The sequence below is a fragment of the Ruminococcus sp. J1101004sp1_RTP21198st1_B9_RTP21198_201120 genome, assembly GCF_040924245.1.
Lineage (GTDB): Bacteria > Bacillota > Clostridia > Lachnospirales > Lachnospiraceae > Blautia_A > Blautia_A faecis.
The window spans coordinates 17,595-38,693 of record NZ_JBCOMI010000006.1; the positions used below are offsets into that span (position 1 = coordinate 17,595).

Annotated in this window: 17 protein-coding genes; 2 read left to right on the forward strand and 15 right to left on the reverse strand. The window is 41.1% G+C overall.

The features are described 5' to 3' along the window. Positions 1-39: 39 nt before the first annotated feature. Positions 40-2,082 (reverse strand): ATP-dependent zinc metalloprotease FtsH, encoded by a 2,043-nt coding sequence (gene ftsH, locus AB5618_RS05140; protein WP_368366560.1) that lies wholly within the window; start codon positions 2,080-2,082, stop codon positions 40-42. A 415-nt stretch (positions 2,083-2,497) separates the two neighbouring features. Between ftsH and AB5618_RS05145 the strand changes: the two genes are divergently transcribed. Further along, positions 2,498-3,982 (forward strand): DUF1846 domain-containing protein, encoded by a 1,485-nt coding sequence (locus tag AB5618_RS05145; RefSeq protein ID WP_173736085.1) that lies wholly within the window; start codon positions 2,498-2,500, stop codon positions 3,980-3,982. A 94-nt stretch (positions 3,983-4,076) separates the two neighbouring features. On the opposite strand, the gene AB5618_RS05150 is transcribed toward AB5618_RS05145, so the two are convergent. The 11 genes from AB5618_RS05150 to AB5618_RS05200 all read right to left on the reverse strand — a co-directional run bounded on the left by AB5618_RS05150 (position 4,077) and on the right by AB5618_RS05200 (position 17,065). Then, complete coding sequence (locus tag AB5618_RS05150) at positions 4,077-5,633, reverse strand: hypothetical protein (protein ID WP_173736084.1); 1,557 nt, start codon at positions 5,631-5,633, stop codon at positions 4,077-4,079. A 70-nt stretch (positions 5,634-5,703) separates the two neighbouring features. Then, on the reverse strand, positions 5,704-6,552 hold the full coding sequence (gene aroE / locus AB5618_RS05155; protein ID WP_173736083.1) for a shikimate dehydrogenase: 849 nt from the start codon (positions 6,550-6,552) through the stop codon (positions 5,704-5,706). A gap of 313 nt (positions 6,553-6,865) precedes the next feature. Beyond that, positions 6,866-8,011, reverse strand: coding sequence for a glycerate kinase (locus AB5618_RS05160; RefSeq protein WP_173736081.1), 1,146 nt, complete (start codon positions 8,009-8,011; stop codon positions 6,866-6,868). Between the two features lie 5 nt (positions 8,012-8,016). Then, the gene (locus tag AB5618_RS05165; protein ID WP_173736080.1) at positions 8,017-8,844 is read right to left on the reverse strand and encodes a phosphoenolpyruvate hydrolase family protein; all 828 of its coding nucleotides are present in this window, start codon (positions 8,842-8,844) and stop codon (positions 8,017-8,019) included. Positions 8,845-8,859: 15 nt separating this feature from the next. Next, positions 8,860-10,089: a Tm-1-like ATP-binding domain-containing protein gene (locus AB5618_RS05170; RefSeq protein WP_173736079.1), complete on the reverse strand. Its 1,230-nt coding sequence runs from the start codon at positions 10,087-10,089 to the stop codon at positions 8,860-8,862. Between the two features lie 26 nt (positions 10,090-10,115). After that, positions 10,116-11,084: a sugar ABC transporter substrate-binding protein gene (locus tag AB5618_RS05175; RefSeq protein WP_173736078.1), complete on the reverse strand. Its 969-nt coding sequence runs from the start codon at positions 11,082-11,084 to the stop codon at positions 10,116-10,118. A 25-nt stretch (positions 11,085-11,109) separates the two neighbouring features. After that, a complete protein-coding gene (locus AB5618_RS05180) occupies positions 11,110-12,114 on the reverse strand; it encodes an ABC transporter permease (protein ID WP_368366561.1) in 1,005 nt (334 codons plus the stop codon). Positions 12,115-12,135: 21 nt separating this feature from the next. Continuing rightward, a complete protein-coding gene (locus AB5618_RS05185) occupies positions 12,136-13,644 on the reverse strand; it encodes a sugar ABC transporter ATP-binding protein (RefSeq protein ID WP_368366562.1) in 1,509 nt (502 codons plus the stop codon). A gap of 159 nt (positions 13,645-13,803) precedes the next feature. Further along, on the reverse strand, positions 13,804-14,793 hold the full coding sequence (locus tag AB5618_RS05190; protein ID WP_173736076.1) for a LacI family DNA-binding transcriptional regulator: 990 nt from the start codon (positions 14,791-14,793) through the stop codon (positions 13,804-13,806). Positions 14,794-15,148: 355 nt separating this feature from the next. After that, positions 15,149-15,910, reverse strand: a complete 762-nt coding sequence (locus tag AB5618_RS05195; protein ID WP_368366563.1) for a hypothetical protein — start codon at positions 15,908-15,910, stop codon at positions 15,149-15,151. A 75-nt stretch (positions 15,911-15,985) separates the two neighbouring features. After that, positions 15,986-17,065: a glycosyltransferase gene (locus AB5618_RS05200; RefSeq protein WP_368366564.1), complete on the reverse strand. Its 1,080-nt coding sequence runs from the start codon at positions 17,063-17,065 to the stop codon at positions 15,986-15,988. A gap of 195 nt (positions 17,066-17,260) precedes the next feature. Here AB5618_RS05200 and AB5618_RS05205 point away from each other — a divergent pair, with 195 nt between their 5' ends. Continuing rightward, complete coding sequence (locus tag AB5618_RS05205) at positions 17,261-18,691, forward strand: hypothetical protein (protein WP_294432069.1); 1,431 nt, start codon at positions 17,261-17,263, stop codon at positions 18,689-18,691. A gap of 87 nt (positions 18,692-18,778) precedes the next feature. Here the strand turns inward: AB5618_RS05205 and AB5618_RS05210 are convergent, their stop codons facing one another. The 3 genes from AB5618_RS05210 to AB5618_RS05220 form a co-directional block, all read right to left on the reverse strand. Beyond that, positions 18,779-20,368 carry an AAA family ATPase gene (locus AB5618_RS05210; protein WP_173717335.1) on the reverse strand — a complete coding sequence of 530 codons (1,590 nt, stop codon included), beginning with the start codon at positions 20,366-20,368 and terminating at the stop codon, positions 18,779-18,781. Positions 20,369-20,495: 127 nt separating this feature from the next. Next, positions 20,496-20,645: a hypothetical protein gene (locus tag AB5618_RS05215; RefSeq protein ID WP_173736066.1), complete on the reverse strand. Its 150-nt coding sequence runs from the start codon at positions 20,643-20,645 to the stop codon at positions 20,496-20,498. A gap of 13 nt (positions 20,646-20,658) precedes the next feature. Beyond that, a complete protein-coding gene (locus AB5618_RS05220) occupies positions 20,659-21,042 on the reverse strand; it encodes a VOC family protein (RefSeq protein WP_148463484.1) in 384 nt (127 codons plus the stop codon). Positions 21,043-21,099: the final 57 nt, after the last annotated feature.

Below are 21,099 nucleotides of genomic sequence, written 5' to 3' on the forward strand. Positions count from 1 at the left end.
GGGAAAACATGTCTCCCGGTTCTGATGTTTTATCCTATATTATCTGTATCGTCCAATTGCAGGAACGGCAATAGCAGATTCCGCTGTCTCTGTGTCCGCATTTGCCTCATCCGTCTTATCCTCTGCTTTCACAGCCTCATCCAGCGCCTTCAGCCCTTCTGCATCCAACACATCTGAAACTTCCATTCCCTTCTCCACTGCGCGGAAAATGATCATAAATTCCTTACCGGTAATGGTCTCCTTGCGGATCAGATAAGCAGCGATCTTGTCCAAAGCCTTTCTGTGGCTGCTGATCAGGCGCTTCGCCTCCTCATAAGAAACACGAAGCAGCTCCATAACCTCATGGTCGACTTCTGTAGCTGTATTGTCACCGCAATTAAGCACTGCACGACCATTCAGATACTGATTTTCCTGAGTTGCAAGACCCATCAGACCAAACTTCTTGGACATACCATACTGGGTGATCATAGCACGGGCGACCTTGGTGGCCTGCTCAATATCATTGGAAGCACCAGTTGTCACGCTGTCAAAAACGATCTCTTCAGCAGCACGTCCGCCAAGATATCCGACCAGCATAGCTTCCAGTTCTTTCTGGGTATTCAGATATTTCTCTTCTTCCGGAACCTGCATAACGTAACCAAGTGCGCCCATAGTACGAGGCACAATGGTGATCTTCTGTACCGGCTCGGAGTCCTTCTGAAGGGCACTTACCAGTGCATGTCCTACCTCATGATAGGATACGATACGGCGCTCCTGGGCACTTAAAATACGGTCTTTCTTCTCTTTTCCAACAAGAACCACCTCAACAGACTCCAGAAGATCCTTCTGGGAAACTGCGTGACGGCCATTCTTAACAGCCAGGATGGCGGCCTCATTGACCATATTTGCAAGATCAGAACCAACGGCACCGGACGTGGCAAGGGCAATTGCCTCGAAATCAACGGTATCGTCAAGCCTTACATTCTTCGCATGAACCTTCAGGATATCAATACGTCCTTTCAGATCCGGACGGTCAACGATAACACGGCGGTCAAAACGTCCCGGACGAAGAAGTGCCGGATCCAGTACCTCCGGACGGTTGGTAGCTGCCAGGATCAGAAGTCCCTTGGAAGTATCAAAACCATCCATCTCAGCAAGCAGCTGGTTCAAAGTCTGCTCACGCTCGTCATTACCTCCGCCGTAATGGGAATCACGGCTCTTTCCAATGGCATCAATCTCATCAATAAATACGATACACGGCGCATTCTTCTTGGCTTCCTCAAAAAGATCACGGACACGGGAAGCACCTACACCAACGAACATCTCCACAAATTCTGATCCGGAAAGGGAAAAGAACGGTACATGTGCCTCCCCTGCAACAGCCTTGGCAAGAAGGGTTTTACCTGTACCCGGAGGTCCTACAAGCAGGGCGCCCTTCGGCAGTTTAGCACCAATTTCCACGTATTTGCCTGGATTGTGAAGAAATTCCACAACCTCCTGCAAGGATTCCTTGGCCTCATCCTGTCCGGCAACATCCTTAAATGTGATTCCGGTCTCTTTCTGTACATACGCCTTGGCGCGGCTTTTCCCAACGCCCATCATACCACCGCCGCCTTTGTTCATGCGGCGCATAAAGAACATAAGAAGCACAAACAGAAGCACAGACGGTAAAAGTACGCTAAGCATCATTGCCATAAATTCTCCGAAAGCATCCGGCGGCTCAGATTTAAAAATAATACCGGTTCCTTCCAGACGTTTGGTAAGGGCAGTCTCATCTTCTGTCAGATTGGTGTAATAACTGATTTCCTGATAAGGATTCACCTGCTTCTTCGGCACGATAGTCAGGTTATCAGACTGAAGTGTAACGGATTTCACTTCATCATTATTCACCATATCAATAAACTTATCATACGTAATCTCACTGGAATTATCCTGCAGCATATTGGTAAACAGGCTGAAACACACCAGAGTAACCAAAAGACATATCAGAAAAGCCAGAATGGACTGATGATTTTTCTTATTGCGGTTGGGATCCTGATCTCTTCTTGGATCCCCTTTATCAGGGCGGCGTCCGCCTTGATTGTTATCCAGATTATTATCCATTTCATTCCTCCTTACTATCTTTTCTATTATAAAGATAAAACGCAGATAAATCAACCTGGATATTGTGAAAACCCTCTGAATTTTTGAGAAAAAAAGGTCAAAAAAATTCACATCAGAAAAAAAATAGATACTTTTTTTACGGCGTAAACTGTAGTATACTAGAGCGTGTTTGAAAAAAGCTTTCTGCAGGATGTGCGTACAATTTGCAGGAATGATTTTTCTAATACAGTCCAGGAACATATTTTTTAAGGTAGGTGCAGAACGCATCTGCTGTATCCTTTTTACCTGTAACTTTACAGTAAGAAACAACATAATGGATGAGGAACTAAAAGATTACTATGTGCCGCAAATATTCCGCAAGGTGTTTTGTGAACATAGTAAAGAACAGCCCAGAGAAAGAGGGAGGAAAGACAGAATGAAAAAAATTGGGTTCGATAATGACAAATATCTGAAAATGCAGTCCGAGCACATTCGTGAACGAATCAGCAAATTTGACAACAAACTTTATCTGGAATTTGGAGGCAAGTTATTTGATGACTACCACGCTTCCCGTGTTCTTCCAGGATTTGAGCCGGACAGCAAGCTGCGCATGCTGATGCAGCTTTCCGACCAGGCAGAGATCGTAATCGTAATCGGTGCACCTGATATTGAAAAGAATAAGGTCCGCGGTGACCTTGGCATCACATATGATGAGGACGTGCTCCGTCTGATGAACGAATTTACAAGCAGAGGACTTTATGTAGGAAGCGTCTGCATCACACGTTACTCCGGACAGAACAGTGCTGATGCGTTCAAGAAGCGTCTGGAGAAGCTTGGAATCAAGGTTTATGTCCTTTATAATATCCCAGGTTATCCAAGCAATACTTCCCTGATCGTAAGTGACGAGGGATACGGCAAGAATGACTATATCGAAACCACCCGCCCGCTGGTTGTTATCACAGCGCCTGGACCTGGAAGCGGAAAAATGGCTACCTGTCTTTCCCAGCTTTATCATGAATACAAGAGAGGAATCAGCGCAGGCTATGCCAAGTTCGAGACTTTCCCAATCTGGAATATCCCGCTGAAGCACCCGGTAAACCTGGCTTATGAGGCAGCTACCGCTGATCTGAATGATGTCAACATGATCGACCCATTCCATCTGGAAGCTTATGGTAAGACCACTGTCAACTATAACCGTGACGTAGAGATTTTCCCTGTTGTACAGGCTATGTTTGAGAAAATCATGGGTGAGTGCCCATACAAATCTCCTACAGATATGGGCGTTAATATGGCAGGAAACTGTATTGTGGATGATGAGGTTTGCCAGGAGGCTTCCCGTCAGGAGATCATCCGCAGATATTATAAAAGTATGGATGCGCTTATGTCCGGTACTGGCACAGAGGAGGAGGTTTACAAGATCGAGCTTCTTCTGAAGCAGGCACATGCCACACTGGAGGACCGCAAGGTTGTTCCTGCTGCCCTGGAAAGAGAGAAAGAAACTGGTGCTCCGGCTGCTGCCATGGAGCTGGAGGACGGAAGGATCATCACAGGTAAGACCTCTGATCTGCTTGGTGCTTCCTCCGCCCTTCTTCTGAATGTGTTGAAGGAGCTTGCCGGAATTGATCACCAGAAGCATGTGATCTCCCCGGATGCTATTCACCCTATTCAGGAGCTGAAGACAGATTATCTTGGAAGTAAGAATCCTCGTCTTCATATGGATGAGACCATGATTGCCCTTTCCATCAGTGCTGCTACGAATCCAGAAGCACGTCTTGCCCTGGAGCAGTTTCCGAAGCTGAAAGGCTGCCAGGCACATACTTCTGTTATGCTGTCTTCTGTGGATGTCCTCTCCTTCCGTAAACTGGGCGTGGAGCTGACCTGTGAGCCGAAATTTGAGCAGGGGAAGAAACTGCAGGGATAAGCAGGCATAGATTTTGTTTTGTTGCTACGTAATTAAAAGCTCTGACAAATGATATTAAAAAAATTATCATTTGTCAGAGCTTTTCTTTTGTATCTCATTCCCCACCCATCTTCTTCGCAATCTCTTCAGGAACTTCGATCAGTCCAAATTTCCAGAACAATGGGTAAATATAAGAAATCCCTCTAATATCCCCTAATGCCTTGGGACGTTTCACAATGCCGGATATCTGCCGGCAATTTTGGAATGCCATTTTTATGCTGCTCCAGGACAAGGTTTTGCTGTTTTCCCGGCGGTCGATGAGAAGCTCTTTGTTGTAGGTTCCGTCTTTGCCGATTTTCAGCTTGTACTGGTATGGGAGTCCAGAGGATGTGCGAAATGGGTAGTTTTGGAAGGCTGCAATTGCTGACCAAAGAGTCTCTTCCACACAGTTCTGTCTAAGAGTAGCAAGAACTTTCTGCTGCTCATCTGTCAATTCCAGCTTGTCATATGCCTTTATTTTTCTACCTGTAAATCCGGCTCCGGCTTTGTCCTCATCATTTTGTTCCTTTACTTTATCCCAATTGCCGTTTTCTTTCTCCAGCATTACTTTCAACAACCTTATAATTCCTTTGATTTCCTGCACAATCTGAACACTCAATACATGAAAATCTATTTTCTTTTCCCTGGAACTGTATTTTTCTTCCAGAAGCTTTGCCTTTTCCTCATCATGATCCTTGTATCTGGCTTTCCCGGACATGTAAGCATAAGAGTTGGCAGTTCCCGGATATTCAATATTTTCCTGCAGATAGAAGGGAGATGGATTCTCTTCCAGATCATGCTCCAGGCAATTCAGTTTCTCTATAAACTTTCCGGTAACTTCCGGGTAATGCTCTTTTATATACACAAGATTCTTATGCAGACAAACGGCACTTTTTTCCATCATCTGCCGTTCTTTTGGGTTCTTCAGACAGTCATATTCATAATCCTGAACTTCATGTCCTTCCATGGAACGGATCAACTCACTGTACCAGTACATATGCTGCGCAGAATTGTCCGGAAACATAAAGTAAGTGGAGAATTCATGGTCGATCATCGGCGCCAGCCTCAGAATTTCTCCTTTTTTATTACAAACGAATGCAATATTCTCATAGTGATAATTCTGATCGCCTTTCAGCACAGAAACCAGGATCTGCATGGCAAACTGCTCTGCCAGGTCTTTATAATTCTGGAAATAGGAAGCCTCCAGAATATCCGCATAGTCATAAAACATCATACAGTAATTCTCATACTGGTCTATATCTACCTTTTTATCCGGATACTTCCGAAAGAATTCCAGAAGATTCAAAAGCTGCTCATCTTCATTGTAAATCCTTGGAACCACAGTCCCATAATCATAGTATTTCTGTGTCTCTTCTTCATAACCATGGCAAAACGCCAGCTGATATAAAGGTGCCGATACAAAATATTCATTTATCACATTCGACCAGAACACTTCCGCATAAGCGAACAAAGGCGTAGAAAATGGCTTGGATTTACTCAATGGCTTAAAAATCTGATTTCCACTGTAAACCGGAAAATGTTTCTCTCCCTTTACTACGCCGACTGCTTCCGCGGTCAGATTGCCTATTCTGTCTGCATAATTGAAGTGGACAGTTTCATAATTTATTTTCAAAGGTCTCACATCCTTTTTGTTTAAAAAAATTCAATCTGACAACTTTCTTTTCAGAAAAAGCCTGCCTTCCTTACTCAAACTCCTTCTTCAGCGCATCCTCCATCACATCTACCGGCGCTTCCACGCCTGTCCAGAGGGTGAAATTCAGTGCGGCCTGCTGTACCAGCATTCCAAGACCGGTGATGGTTTTTGCACCATTTTCTGCTGCAGTCTTTAGAAAAATTGTTTCCGCAGGATTAAATATGACATCGCATACACACATTTCCGGTGTGATGCTAGTATAATCAATGTCTGGCTTGTCTGTCACATTTGGAGAAAAACCTATTGAAGTGGCATTGATTAAAATATCTGTATCAGATGGAATTGCCATATTGTTTTTCCAGTTAAGATACTTTGCACTGCTGTCTGTTTTCATCTGAATAAGAGATGCCAGTTCCTCACCTTTTTCAATGCTACGGTTGATAATATTGATATAAGCAGCCCCATTTAATGCACATTCAACAGCTATCGCCCTGGCTGCTCCGCCAGCGCCAAGAATAGTCACATTTTTCTTATCCAGAGTCTCACCAGAATTCTTCAACGCGGTTACAAACCCTTTTCCATCCGTATTCTCACCGAATAGTTTTCCCTCTTTCTGGATAACCGTATTCACTGCTCCGATAATCTCTGCTGCCGGACTCAGTTCATCCAGATAAGGGAGAACCTTGATCTTGTGGGGCATGGTAAGATTGATTCCCTTCATATCAAAAATTTTCACACTGTCCATTGCCTTTCCAAGATCCTCTGGAAGCACTTTAATGGTCAGATAACGGTAATTCAAATTCTTCGCTGCAAATGCAGCCTCCTCAACTACACCAGTAGGATTATCATCCACTGGATCACCGAAAACGCCAGTTAATTCTGCGCGATAATTTTTCATGTTTGAATGCCCCTTTCTATTTTTTTCAAAATCATCCTTAATATCGAATCCAAACCCGCTTTCACAATGCATCCGAATAAATACCACTCACTCCCATAGCCCTGTATTTCTCCCACTGTCCTCGGTAATTCACAGTATCACTATTTCCTGTTTTACAATGATACCATGAAAGCTTTGGAGTCTCAATAATTTTGTAGGCAACGGCAACCATCAAAAATAAAAATCGCCTGAGAAAGACATTAGAATTTCCAAAACACCAAGCCAAACAGGGTAGCAAGCTCGTGTAAGCTTCAGCTACCCTGTAAAAATATAACTAATCCGCAATTTTCATTTTAATTAATCTAAAAACCTGTTCACAAGTCCTTTGCAAACTGATAGCAGCATTTTGCTTATCCATAGCCTCTTCATACGAAACTATGCTTCTAAGAATTGGAAAATATGCATCTATTCCATATTCATTACATGCTTGAGCTCCATCTTTAACACAGCCTGAAAATGCAATAACCGGTTTTTTATATTTTTTTGCAAATCTAGCAACTCCTATTGGAGCTTTTCCCATAACGGTCTGTCCATCCAGACAGCCCTCTCCGGTAATGACTAAATCAGAATTTTTTATATACTCCTCAAGTCTGGTTTTTCTAAGAATAAACTCAGCCCCAGGCATCAACTTGGCGTTCAAAAAAGTAAGGAAACAAAATCCTAAACCACCAGCAGCTCCACATCCCGGATAATTCTCATCTGCTAACGGATTTATTTTTTTTGCAATCTCCACATAATTCTGCATCCAAACATCCATTTGCCTTATTTCAGCGTCTGATGCTCCTTTTTGCCTGGCATACACATAACTGCTACCATTTTTCCCTGTTAATGTATTTCCTACATCACAGATTATACTAAATTCACATTCTTTCAACTCTGGCATAAATTTTTCCACTGTCATATGTTTTAATTGCTTCAATCCATAAGCTCCATACGCAACTTGCAGTCCATTTTCAGCTATGCACTCAGCGCCCAGGGCTTGCAACATACCAAGTCCACCATCATTTGTTGCGCTTCCGCCAACTCCTATCCAGAATTTTCGACAACCTTTTTTTAATGCTACTTTTATTATTTCACCTACGCCATATGTAGTTGTTATTAAGGGATTTAGCTTTTCTTTTGGAATTAGTGTAATTCCAGCTGCCTCAGCAATTTCTATTACTGCCGTTACTCCATCATTTAAAATTCCAAACTCAGCGTTAACCTTTTTTCCTAAAGGACCTGTAACTTCTACACTATGGAGCTTTCCCCCTACTCCATAGATCAAAGCTTTCGTAAATCCCTCTCCTCCATCTGCTAATGGACTAATATGAATTTCTGCATCAGCATAGCAGCTAAGTATCCCATCACGAACTGCACATCCTGCCTCTACCGATGAAAGACTTCCTTTAAATGAATCAATAGCGATCGTAATTTTCATTTTTCTTAAAATGTTATGCTCTTAAATTTGCGGATATGTTCAGTAATAGCAACTTCAACCGGCATTCTCTCAGCACTTGAAGCACCATAAAAACCATGTACTCCTTTCGTATGTGAAAGAATATACTGCGCATCTTCAGGACTTGAAATCGGACCACCATGACACAATACAATCACGTCACTACGTTCAGCCGTAGCAGCATCATGAATGTCCTGTACAACTTTAACTGCTGCATCCAATTCCATAATCGTTTCTGCACCTATAGATCCACCTATAGTGCAACCACAATGAGCTACAATAACATCAGCACCTGCTTTTGTCATTTTTACAGCCTCTTCCGGATTAAAAGCATAAGGAGAAGCAAATAAATCCATTTCATGTGCAATATGAACCATTTCAACTTCTAGATTATAACTCATACCAGTTTCTTCAAAAGTATGGCGCATTCTTCCTTCAAACAAACCTACTGTAGGAAAATTTTGTACTCCTGAGTATCCAATTTCTTTTACGTTTTTTAAGAAATAATGCATATCCTTAAACGGATCTGTACCATTAACACCTGCTAAAACAGGGGTATCCTTTACTACCGGAAGAATTTCCCCAGCCATATCCATTACAATCTGATTTGCATCACCATAAGCTAAAAGACCTGCACTTGAACCTCTTCCTGCCATTCTGTATCGTCCAGAATTATAGACAATAATTAAATCGGTTCCTCCTGCCTCTTCAAATTTTGCACTGATTCCAGTTCCAGCACCTGTACCAATAATAGGTTTTCCCTCACTAATATTTTTACGAAGTCTTCTAATAATTTCTTCTCGCTTAATTGCCATTTTTTTCTCCTCTTATCATTTATTCATTAGTTCCAACAAATTTTCAACTGCTGCTTCTGCGAACAAATCATCATTAAGATTTGCTTCTACACTTTTAATTGGAATACCTTCTTTTACATTTTTCCTGATTGACTCAAATAAAATTTTATCTGTTTTCCAATCACAAAATGGTTGGTTTACGCCATCAAGAATTGAAATTCCCTCTAATGGAAACAAAAACGCAACAGGAGATAAAGATTCGTTTGCCTTTTCCGCTAATATTTTTCCTAATATCTCATTTTCTTTTTCATTGGTTCTCATTAAAGTTACCATTGGATTCCAATTATAAAATTTTCGTTCTGCTATTACATACTTTTCCGGAACTGTATCCATCGTTCCAAAATTGACCATATCAAGACAACCGGGAACAATCAAATGGGGAATATGAGCTTTTCCTGGTCCATCTAGTCTTGTGCTGCCAGCTGATAAGATTCCTCCACAAATTTCATCAGCCCATTCTGTGGTTGTAATATCCAGGCACGCTATGCAATTTCCCTCAACAATAAAATCTTCCATTGCTTTTCCACCAGATCCTGTAGCATGAAAAATCACCGTGGCAAAACCCTTTTCATTTAGAATTTTTGAACATTTTTCTACACACGGAGTGGAATTTCCAAACATAGAAATTGCAATTACTGGTTTATCATTCTGACTTATTATTGGATCTAGTTCTACCATTCCACAAACAGCTCCGGCAGCTCTTGACATAATCATTCTCGAGAAACGATTGATTCCGCATATATCAACAATAGATGGAAAAAGAACTATATCTTTTGTACCCACATACTCCTGTGTATTTCCAGACGCTAATGTACTGATACATACTTTTGGAAATCCCAATGGCAATCCCTGCATCGCCGTAGCTGCCACCGAAGTTCCTCCTCCACCGCCCATGCTGATTATACCTTGGATTATTCCTTTTTTCTGCAAACTCAGGGCAATACTTCTGGCTCCCAGGCTCATGTACTTCATAGCCTCGCCTCGATCACCGCGCGCTCTTATGTCTTTCAACAGCCTCCCACCGCTCTCGGCAACTTCTTCTGAGGTAATATCTACATGAAAATGTCCCTGTGGTTTGAACACACCTACATCCATAGTCATTACAGCCACACCTCTACGAAGCAATTCTTCATATAAATATTGAAATTCATTTCCCTTTGAGTCAAAAGTTCCCAGCATCAAAATCGTTTTTTTCTCAGGTTCCATTGCAGCTCCTATTTTTATATGGGTAATTAATAGTTGTCACTATGACTTGCTCTGTACTCTTCCAAATTATCTTTCGTAACCAAGAGAGGATCTACATAAATTTCTTTTTCCTCTATCTTTTCTCCTGCAATAAGATTTGCCATTGCATCCAAAGCTGCAGTACACTGTGCTTCAGCATTCATGTCAAAGGAACCACTCTGCTCACCAGCTTCAATAGCCTGCAAAGTGTTCTCCTCACAATCGTTTGAATAAATCGGTATTGTTCCTAAAACTCCATTATCTCGCATTACCTGACGCACACCAGTTGCCATACCATCATTCATGCAAACGATTCCATCGATCTTTTCTCCTGATGAAAACCAGGTTTCAGTAAGTGCCATAGCATCTTCTGCATTCCAGTTTCCAGCTCCGTCAAAAACAACATTTATATCTGGATATTCTTCAAGTGCTTTGTCATATCCCTTTCTGATTGCAACAGTCGCACCATGACCTTCAGAACCATTAACAATTGCAAGATTAAAATTGTCACCTAATTCTTCTACTTCCAGTGAGATAGCTTCGTATCCAGTCTCAGCAAGGCTACATGCAACAATACAGTCTACATATGTATTGTCCTCTACCCCCTCATGCAATGTCATTACATATAATCCAGCCTCTTTTGCCTCTTTAAATCCCTGAGTTACGCCTTCGCCTGTGCAATCACAGATAATTCCAACATATTCGCCACTTGAAATCCCCTGTTCAATCTGAGAAAGCTGCTTCCCCTCATCCGAATCGGCTGTTAAATGATCTACTTCAAACCCTTTTTCCTCAGCAAGTTTCACAAAAACCTCTCCCATATAGGACATAAAAGAATTATTGTTGTGAGTCTGTAAAAATAAAATTTTGCCAAGATTATCTGCTGTTTCCCCTTCTGCGCCTACTGAAACACAGCTTCCAATCATTAAACCCACACATAATGCCCCTGCAAGACCTCTCGATAAAGTTTTTTTCATGTTACACTTCCTCCTTTATGATATTTTATTTATTTTTTCGATTTACTTTTCCATCAATATATACAGCTACCAAAATTATTACAGCCTGTAATATTTGCTGAAAATATGTATTTATTCCAAGAATATCCATACCATTTCGAATTACACCAACAATTAATACGCCGATCATGGCACCATACATAGAACCGACCCCACCTGATAAAGAAACGCCTCCAATCACGGCTGCTGAAATTACAGTCATTTCATAACCGTCCGCTGAGTTCGCATTACCAGATGAAATACGAGATGCCATCAGAAACCCGCAAATTCCAGAACATAATCCGCTAAGAACATAAACAGAACACTCAACCAGCTTAGTATTAATCCCAGAATATCTAGCTGCAACTTTATTACCACCAATGGCATAAATACGTCTTCCATATGTAGTAAAATGCAATATAACAATGCCAATCAATACAGCTGCTGCAAAATAAAATACCATATATGGAATTCCATAATTTTCAATTAACTTCTCTTCTGTATATGTCCTTCCAAGAAATCCATTTGAAATATTTACAAAATCAGGATTTAAATTGAAAATTGCTTTTGCATTTGTATACACATATGCTGCCCCTCTGGCCGCCAACATCATACACATTGTCATAATAAATGGTGGAATATTTCCATAAGCAATGCATATACCGTTTATCAACCCACATCCCAATCCAATAAAAACTGCAATAGCAATTGGAACAATAAGTGGTGTTTCCAAATAATCACCTGAGCAGTAATGAGCAGCAAAAACAGCTGCAAATGCAACTATAGATCCGACAGACAAATCAATTCCACCTGTTATTAAAACAAATGTCATACCAACACATAAAATACTATACATACTTACCTGTTTCACAATAAGCAGCATATTATTAACTGTAAAAAAAGCACTGGACAAACACGACCATAAAATAACCAATGCGATCAAAACAAACACAATACCTAATTTTGAAACAAAGCCCGGAATTTTTAATTTTTTTACATTCTTATCATCCACTTTTATTTACCTCATTATCTTTTATTGTTCACCCACAATTACAGACATAACTTTCTCTTGCGTAGCTTCTGCAACATCCATTTCGCCTGCAATCTCTCCGTTTCTCATTACTAAGACCCTGTCACAGATTCCAAGCAATTCCGGCATTTCTGAGGATATCATTATGATTGCTTTTCCCTCTTTAGCCAGTTTCTGAATAAGCTGGTAAATTTCGTATTTTGCACCCACATCAATTCCTCTTGTAGGTTCATCAAGAAAAACAATCTCCGGCTCAGTCAATAACCATTTTCCCACTACAATTTTCTGTTGATTTCCTCCTGATAATGAGCCTGCTTCCTGTTCTGATCCAGTCGCTTTAATATGCATTTTATCCATCATCAACCTAGTATAATTATATTCTGCTTTAGAATCCGATAATGCTCCATGAAACTTTGATGTCTTATTCAATATAGTAGTACACATATTTGACCGAATGGTTGCACCCAGATTCAAACCACATCTGGCTCTGTCCTCTGGTACTAAAGCGATATGGTTTTGAATCGCAGATTTAGGACTATAAATATCAACCTTTTTACCATTCAAAAATATTTCTCCTGATTGGTATTTATCAATTCCAAAAATTGAAGTAACAACTTCTGTTCTACCAGCACCAACCATTCCTGCAATTCCAAGTATTTCGCCCTTTTTCAAATGAAAACTTATATTATGAAAAATACCTTGACGTTTTAAATTTCTCACTTCCAACACAGGCTCTCCAATTTTCTTTTCTACAGTAGGATAAATATTATCAATCTTTCTTCCTACCATCTCACTTATCATGACATCCCGATCAACTAACTCTATTGGATGCGTACTAATCATCTGACCATCTCTTAAAACACTAATCACATCAGCAATTTCAAACAATTCATCCAGTTTATGACTGATATATATAATTGCAACCCCCTGTTTCTTTAATTTTGCAATCATATCAAACAGAATTCTTACCTCAGAATCTGTCAGTGCTGATGTCGGTTCATCCATGATTACAATCTGTGATTGATATGACACGGCCTTTGCAATCTCCAAAAGTTGCATTTCAGATACGGTCAAATTTTTTACAGGAGTATCTATATTCAGTGAAATATTTAGTTTTTTTAACTGTGCTTTTGCTTTTTCTCGAAGCTCTTTTTTTTTCAGAAAGTGTAATTTATGTGGTTCTCTACCTATATACATATTTTCAGCAACTGTAAGATTCGGAAAAGGCGACATTTCCTGAAAAATCATTGATATTCCATTTGAAAGTGCCTGATGGGAATCTGTAAAATGAACTTCTTTCCCATTCAGTTCTATAGTACCAGCATCAGAGTCATATTCTCCCATAAGTATCTTCATAAAAGTCGATTTTCCTGCGCCATTTTCCCCAACCAAGGCTGTTACTTTACCTGCTTCGGCTATAAAATCGATAGAATGAAGAACCTCAACACCACCAAAACTTTTCTTAAGTCCACATACTTTCAATAATGGCTTGTCCATTTTAGCTCCTTTCATTTTTATAGCATTCCTTTTTCTATTGTCATATTAGCATAATTTTATTTTGTTGTCAACTTTTTATTAGCCTAATTTTATTTATAATTATGTTATTTATTATGTTTTGTTTTTAAAAATCCCTGTGGTAAAAACCACAGGGTAACTGAATCATTGAACTTTTTAAATTTTTCTTGCTGTTTCACCTTGACTAAACTGTGGGATTATAGAAATTCTTCTAACCGGAATCCATGGATTTTCCATTTTTTCCATTAGATAATGTACTGCAAGTCTTCCATATTCTCTTTTGCTAAAACCTATACTGGTAAGAGGAATCGTTTCTGTCTCATCAAGATCACTATTATATCCAGTTACTGAAATGTCTTTAGGGACCTCCAGTCCCAAACGGTTTAAGGTAAAAATCAGAGACTGTGCCTTTGCATCTGAACTACACATGATCAAAGTAGGTAAACTACCTTCTTCTTTCATCCGCTTTAGATCCTCATACACTTGTTCAGATTCTATTGAATCACTCTGATCCCAAACTTTAATCAATTCCACACCATATTCACTAATAGCCTCCTTGACACCAGCAAATCTTTTCTTAGTTGAAGGTCTTTCAGCACTTCCTAAGTATGCAATTCTCTTATGCCCCATTTTAAGCATTCGTTCACATAAGGCATATGCTCCCTCACGATCTGCAAAATACATTGTATCGTATGGGAATAAATTATATGGAGGATATGTCAGCACCAGATTGGGGCGATTATACTTCTGAAGCATATCAATATATTCCAAACTCTTATGTCCTGCAAAAATAACTCCAGCAGCCCCATCCAGTTCTCTTTCTGCTACGCCATTTTCCGATTGATCTGTCACCTTCAAATGTAATGAATATCCTCGCAATGTCAAGTCACTTTCCACGCCTAAAATTACTTTCATCCAAAACGTAGTATCCTTGGCATCAATCTTTGGAATTACAAAAAGAACATATTTCTTTTCATTTCCAGAGGGACTTCCTTTCTTTACATAGCCCAGCCTTTCACATGCTTCCAATACAACTTTTCTGGTTTCCTCACTAATCCCACTTTTTCCAGCAATTGCTCTTGAAACTGAAAATTTCGATAAATTTGTTGCCGCAGCAATATCATCCAGTGTAACTTTTTTCGCCATATTGTCTCTCCCTATCAAATATATTCCTGATTATTTTTATTCATTATATAATATTAGGCTAATTTTTGCAATATATACAGATATTTATTTGTTTTTTACCAAGCAATTATTGTCAGTCTATCTTCATATGAATTTATCCCTGAATTTTTCTAATTTACAGAATAAAATTTAAAAGATATATATTTTTCATAATCCTTTTCAATTTTATTTTCATATTCTTATTTTCCCTAGAACTTGCACTACAAAACGAACCAAGAAAAGAGCTAAAAACGGATCACTCCATTTCCAGCCCCTTCTCTCAGTTACATATGCAACAAAACAAAACTTTCAAAATACGTCTTGCCTCGTCTCCAAACTATGATTGCAAAATTCCGGCAGCGCGAAGATTTGCCAGAAGTGTATTTAACTGTGTCACAGCATCCTCTGTACCAGTAGCATCTGCTACTGCCGCTGCCGGAGTTGGCGCTGGGCCAGTAGGACCAATCGGGCCGTCTGCTCCGACAGGACCGGTTGGGCCTGTCGCTCCGGCGGGTCCGGTTGAGCCTGTTGCTCCGGCTGGACCGGTTGGACCTGCTTCTCCAGCGGGACCGGCGGGGCCTGTTGCTCCGGCTGGACCGGTTGGGCCTGTTGCTCCGGCGGAACCGGTTGGACCGACTTCTCCGACAGGACCGGTTGGGCCTGTCGCTCCGGCTGGACCGGTTGGGCCTGTTGCTCCGGCGGGGCCGGTTGGGCCTGTCGCTCCGGCTGGGCCGGTTGAGCCTGTCGCTCCGGCTGGGCCGGTTGGGCCGGTTGAGCCTGTCGCTCCGGCAGGGCCGGCTTCCCCGGCTGGGCCCATAACTCCTGGCATGCCAGGCTCTCCCTGCGGACCCATAGGACCTGCAGGGTCTACTGCTCCCTGGCATCCTCTTGGTCCCATAGGACCAGTCACACCGGGACACCCTCTTGGACCAATAGGTCCCATAGGACCGGTTGCACCACGAGGCCCTGTGGCTCCCTGTCCCGGACAACCGCAATCGCAGCCGCAGCGATTATTGTTTCCAAAACAGGATGTACAGGTAATATCACCGGAAGCTTCCTTTTCAGAAGAATTTTTCTGATTATGACGATCAAAAAACATACACATTCTCCCATAACAGCTTAGATATTCACTATCAATATATGAAATACTAACAATACAGGTGAATTTTCCCTCTCACTCCATCCCCCAAACATCCCTAAAATACTTCTCATTCCCAATAACCGCCTGATGCAGAGGCTTCAATACTCTTGCCTTTTTATGAAATTCAAACGCCTCCCTGTGCCTTCCCGCTTTATCCAGACATACACACATCTGTATCGCAGGTATAAAATCATGACTGTCTGCAATATAAAAACCGCCGTTTTTCTTTTTCCGTGGCGCAAGAAGAGCCTGCTGATACCAGTATGCTGCCGTCACATACTCCCTTTTTTCCATAAACAATCTTCCTATCTCACAACAGATCTCCGCTCTCGGAACATCCATCGTAAAGCTGTAAAAAAGTATATCTAAAGCAGCTGCATTCTCTCCCATTGCCTGATAACAGCAGGAAAGAACCAGACAGCTGTTCAGTTTATTCTCTATCCAGCCATCTGGTTCTTCCAGAAATTTTTTTAAAATTAAAATTGCATACTCATATTGCTTATGATAAAAAAGCTCCCGCCCATAATAAAAGAAATGTCTCGGTTCCATTTTTTCACCGGAATCAATCATCTGCTCATATATATGCAGATTGCGAAAAGACTCTCCAGCCTTTATTTTTCGATGCTCAATCACCACATCCGAATATAAAATATTCCCCGCAGGAACAACCGTTTCGTGGACGCGCCCCTGCCATCTGAAATTCCGGGAAGTCTTCATAATACGCTCTCTGTAATAAGAAAACGTAACATGCTCCCATTCATCAAATCCCACTGCATAATCCATCATAACCACATCCGTATCTGAATCCATGCTCTCTTTCAACCTGAGCAGCTTCTCCTGATTTTCCGGCGTAATGACATCATCTGCATCCAGCCACATCCAATAATCCGTATCTGCTTTTTCCGTAATAAAATTGCGGGCAGCAGAGAAATCATCTTTCCATAAAAAATCATAAACCTCATCGGTAAACTCCCTGGCAATCTCCTTCGTTTTATCCACCGATCCGGTATCGCAAATATAGATTTTGTCCACAAGCTTGCTCATCGGCGTGAGGATTCTGCGAAGTACAGCCTCCTCATTTTTTACGATCATACACAGGCCAATTGATATCATGCCAAATATCCTTTTTTCAATAGCCTATGCAGGACAAATTACTTTTATTCCCATTTGCATCTTCCGGATATCCGCATTTTTTTCAGCAATAACGCTTTCCTTACGGATTACCTGTCATTTGTGTCAGTGACAACGTCTCCAAAATCTGGGAAAATAAAAATACAAAACATTCCACATAGAAAAGAGGTGCTGAATATGAGAAAAAAAATATGGAAAATACTACCTCTTGTGACCGGACTTGTGCTTCTGACTGCCGGTAGCGCTCTCACCGTTCACGGAGAAAGTGACAACACCATTGACGTAACCCTGTTCAAGCTTAACCTTCCAGATGACTGGAGCTATGATCCGAATGATATCAGCGATTATGAAAATACCTGCTCTGTCAGCGTATTCGAAGGTGCAGACAAGGACAGCTCACAAAATGATTTCACCATTAAAGCAAATGAAGAATCAAGCTACTCTTTCCGCAAATATCTGCAGACCTCCGATATCGATCTTCATGACTATGCAGACGGCACTATTGAAAAAACAACCATTGGCGATGTGGATTATATACGAACCACAGACAATTTTGACAGAATTTACTACATTTATCGTCACGAGCCATCCGGTGTGACCTACAAAGTTATCATTTCCGGAGAAGAAAATGATTCTGTCAAAAACGTTTTTAACAATCTGGAACTGAAATTAGAGGACACCGGCAATGTGGAAGCACCTTACCCCTGGGATGGAACTCCATTCACACCGGCTCCGCAGAGTATAGCTGTTGGAGATTATACCGTCACTCCGGAGTATATTCCATTTAGTGTTTCCCAGAACGGATTTGAGATCATGCGTCACCAGTTTGCAATATCTGGAGACCGGATGTATCATCAGCTGAATAATACTCTGGAAACTTACGAATATACTGGAAGCACCCTGAATCTTCTTTCTTCTGATACAATGGACGAGCAGGGAATGGATCTTTTTACAGACACGGACGGAAAACTTTATATTTCCCGTAACGGTGGAAAAGGAATCGTTATGAAAGACGGGCAGACCATATTGGAGACCGGCACAAGCGGTTACCTGTCTGTACACCCATCCGGTGCCTGGGGCATTACCAGCTACCTTGGCTATGATACGGAAAAAGTAACCTTCCAGGACGGCAGCGTGCTTACAGAGCCCTGGATCTTAACCTCCATGAATGATGACGAGGCACGAACCGGTATTTTTAAATTTGTCAGCCTGGTTGAGATCAGCAATGATCATATTATGGTATACGGACGTCTTGCAGGAGATGACACCCCATCGAAAATAGCAGTTTATGATCTGGAGAGCAACCAGCAGCTGCTTCTTGGCGGTGACCAGCAGGAGGATCCTGCTTATTTCGGAAGTCTCACGGGAATAGCTGAGACAGCGAATGGCTATATTGCAGCAGATGGAAATATGCGAGAATTCTACTTCTGGTCAAAGGACGGAACTCTCCTCGCCGAAGTAGACTGCTACGATATGTTTGGAACCAGATACCCCTGGATTGAAGATATGAAAGTTGCAGAGGATGGTTCTGTGATGGTTCTTATGACACAGGACCGTGCCGACGACTCTGCAAGCGAATTAATGGTATTCCGACTTACAGGTTTCTGATACATTCCCCTCACGAAAGGGCAGGTTGTGGAGAACATCCACACCTGCCCTTTTTAGTTATTTTCATTCGGCACTGTTCTGGCAAAATCAATCTTTTTCGTACTTCTCAATCAGGCACTGGTGTTCCTTACTTTTTTTATCATAATTGATTCCAACAAGAAGAATATCACCTGTATAATTCAAGATCGAAGAAGGATACTTTTTTGTCTTAATTTGTGTTAATGCAGTCTGCGCATTCTGGTTCCACTTCAATTCCACAAGCAATGCCGGATAATCATTTTTGTACTCTGGCTTTGGGATAAATACAAAGTCAGCAAATCCCCGTCCTGTAGGAAATTCACGGATTGGCTTAAAATAGTATTGCATTGCGCTTAAGTAGGCAATTGTAAGCACACTGCTCAAGGAATTCTCATTATTATACTGAATTACTGACACATGCTCGTTATGGATTTTTTCAATCTCTTCTGCAACCGCCTCACCATCCATATCCAATGTAGCATCCAGCAGATTTTCCGAATTCAGCTGCAATATCAGCATTTCATTCCACTTTTTACTCTCAACAGCCGTCGTCAGCTCCTGCCGTATCTCCTCATTTGGTACAAAAGCAGTCTTCCTGTTCTCATTATAACCAAGGTATCCTAAATGGATCATATAAGTCAATACATCATCTTTACTTTTAATATCTTCCGTATCATTTTGAAAAGCTGCCACATTCACCTTGACTTCGGCTCCGGAAAGCATCTCAATAACAGCTGTTTTCAGTCCATCATAGTTCATGTTAATCAAAGGCACAATCACATCATAGGATGCTGTTTCTGACCAGTAACTTCTGTATTCCCCCCTTAGCATTACGCTGACAACTGCTCTGGGATTATAAACCTGGTAATCCTTCAGAAGATAGCCATCGTACCATCGCTTCACTTCAGCAAAGTCCTGCTGATATTTTTCTGACAGCTTTTTCACTTCAGCTTCTGTAAAACCAATATACGGAGCCAGATTACTTGCGCTCAGCATTGTAAACTCATCAAAATTATTTAATGCCGACTGAGTTTTTTCCTTTTTAATTGGAAGAATACCAGTAAGATATGCAAGTTGAATATATTTTGTTGGTTCTGTTCCTTTGAACATTGTCCTGAGAAAATTAATATACTCTTCCTGTACCCTTTTATTAACGTCCTTGTCACGAATAAGGACATCCCATTCATCAATGATGACAATAAATTTTTTTCCAGTTGCACCATTAATACGAGACAACACTTCTGGCAAAGATTCCGTCTTCTCTTTCAATACACCTGGATAGTATTCCGCAAGCTCCGCAATCGTCTTTTCCGAAATATAAGAAACCACCCTTTCAGGTCCACCAGCTGGCTCTATACACCATTGGATATCAAGATGTATTACATCATATTGGTTCAAGTGCTTCTTAAAATCTGCACTTTCACTAATTTCCAATCCGGCGAACATTTCTTCTGAATTACAGCCTCTGCTGTAATAAGCTGTAAGCATATTCGCTGTAATAGATTTTCCAAACCTTCTCGGACGGCTATTGCAAATATAGGCCTGCAATGTATTCAAAACTTTATTCGTATACTTAATAAGTCCGCTTTTATCAACATATATCTCGGAATTCAATGCTACCTGAAAAGCCAAATTATCTGGATTCACTAATATTCCCATCACACACACTCCCTATATAAAAAAGCTTCCACAGTATCACTATTTTCTACCAATAATGATATCATGAAAACTTTTGGGTCTCAATAATTTTGTGAAAAACAACGTTTACAAATCAATTGTCCATTTCTTACTTGTAAAGGTCTTCCAGCGTTATCAGCCGAACTTCACCTCGCTCTTGTGCCTGAAGAAGTCCCTCTGTGAATCCACCTTTCGAGAAAATATAGTAGTGATAGTTGTTACCTTTTCCGAAAACTGAGGCATAATCCCGAAATATCATTTTGTCCACCTCTTTACTCATGGAGTTCCAGCGGCAGTCCATCCGGGTCGTGGAAGAATGTCATCTTCTTACCGGTATAATCATCCACACGGATTGACTCACATTCAATCCCAACTTCTGCCAGCTCCCTCACCGTCTGCTCTACGCTGTCTACGCAGAACGCAAGATGACGCATCCCACAGGCTTCTGGACGGTTCACACGCTTCGGTGGATTTTCTTCAGCGAAAATCTCCAGCTCTGTGTGTTCATTGACACGAAGATCCAGCTTCCAGTCCTTACGCTCTGGGCGATAGTTTTCTCTGATAACAGAGAAGCCCAGCTTGTTCACGTAGAAATCCTTTGCGGATTCATAGTCAGATACGATGATTGCAATATGATGTATTTTTGATAAATTCATTTTTCCTTCACTCTGTTTCTTTTATTTTTGTTATAAACTATATAGCAGCCTTCAAAA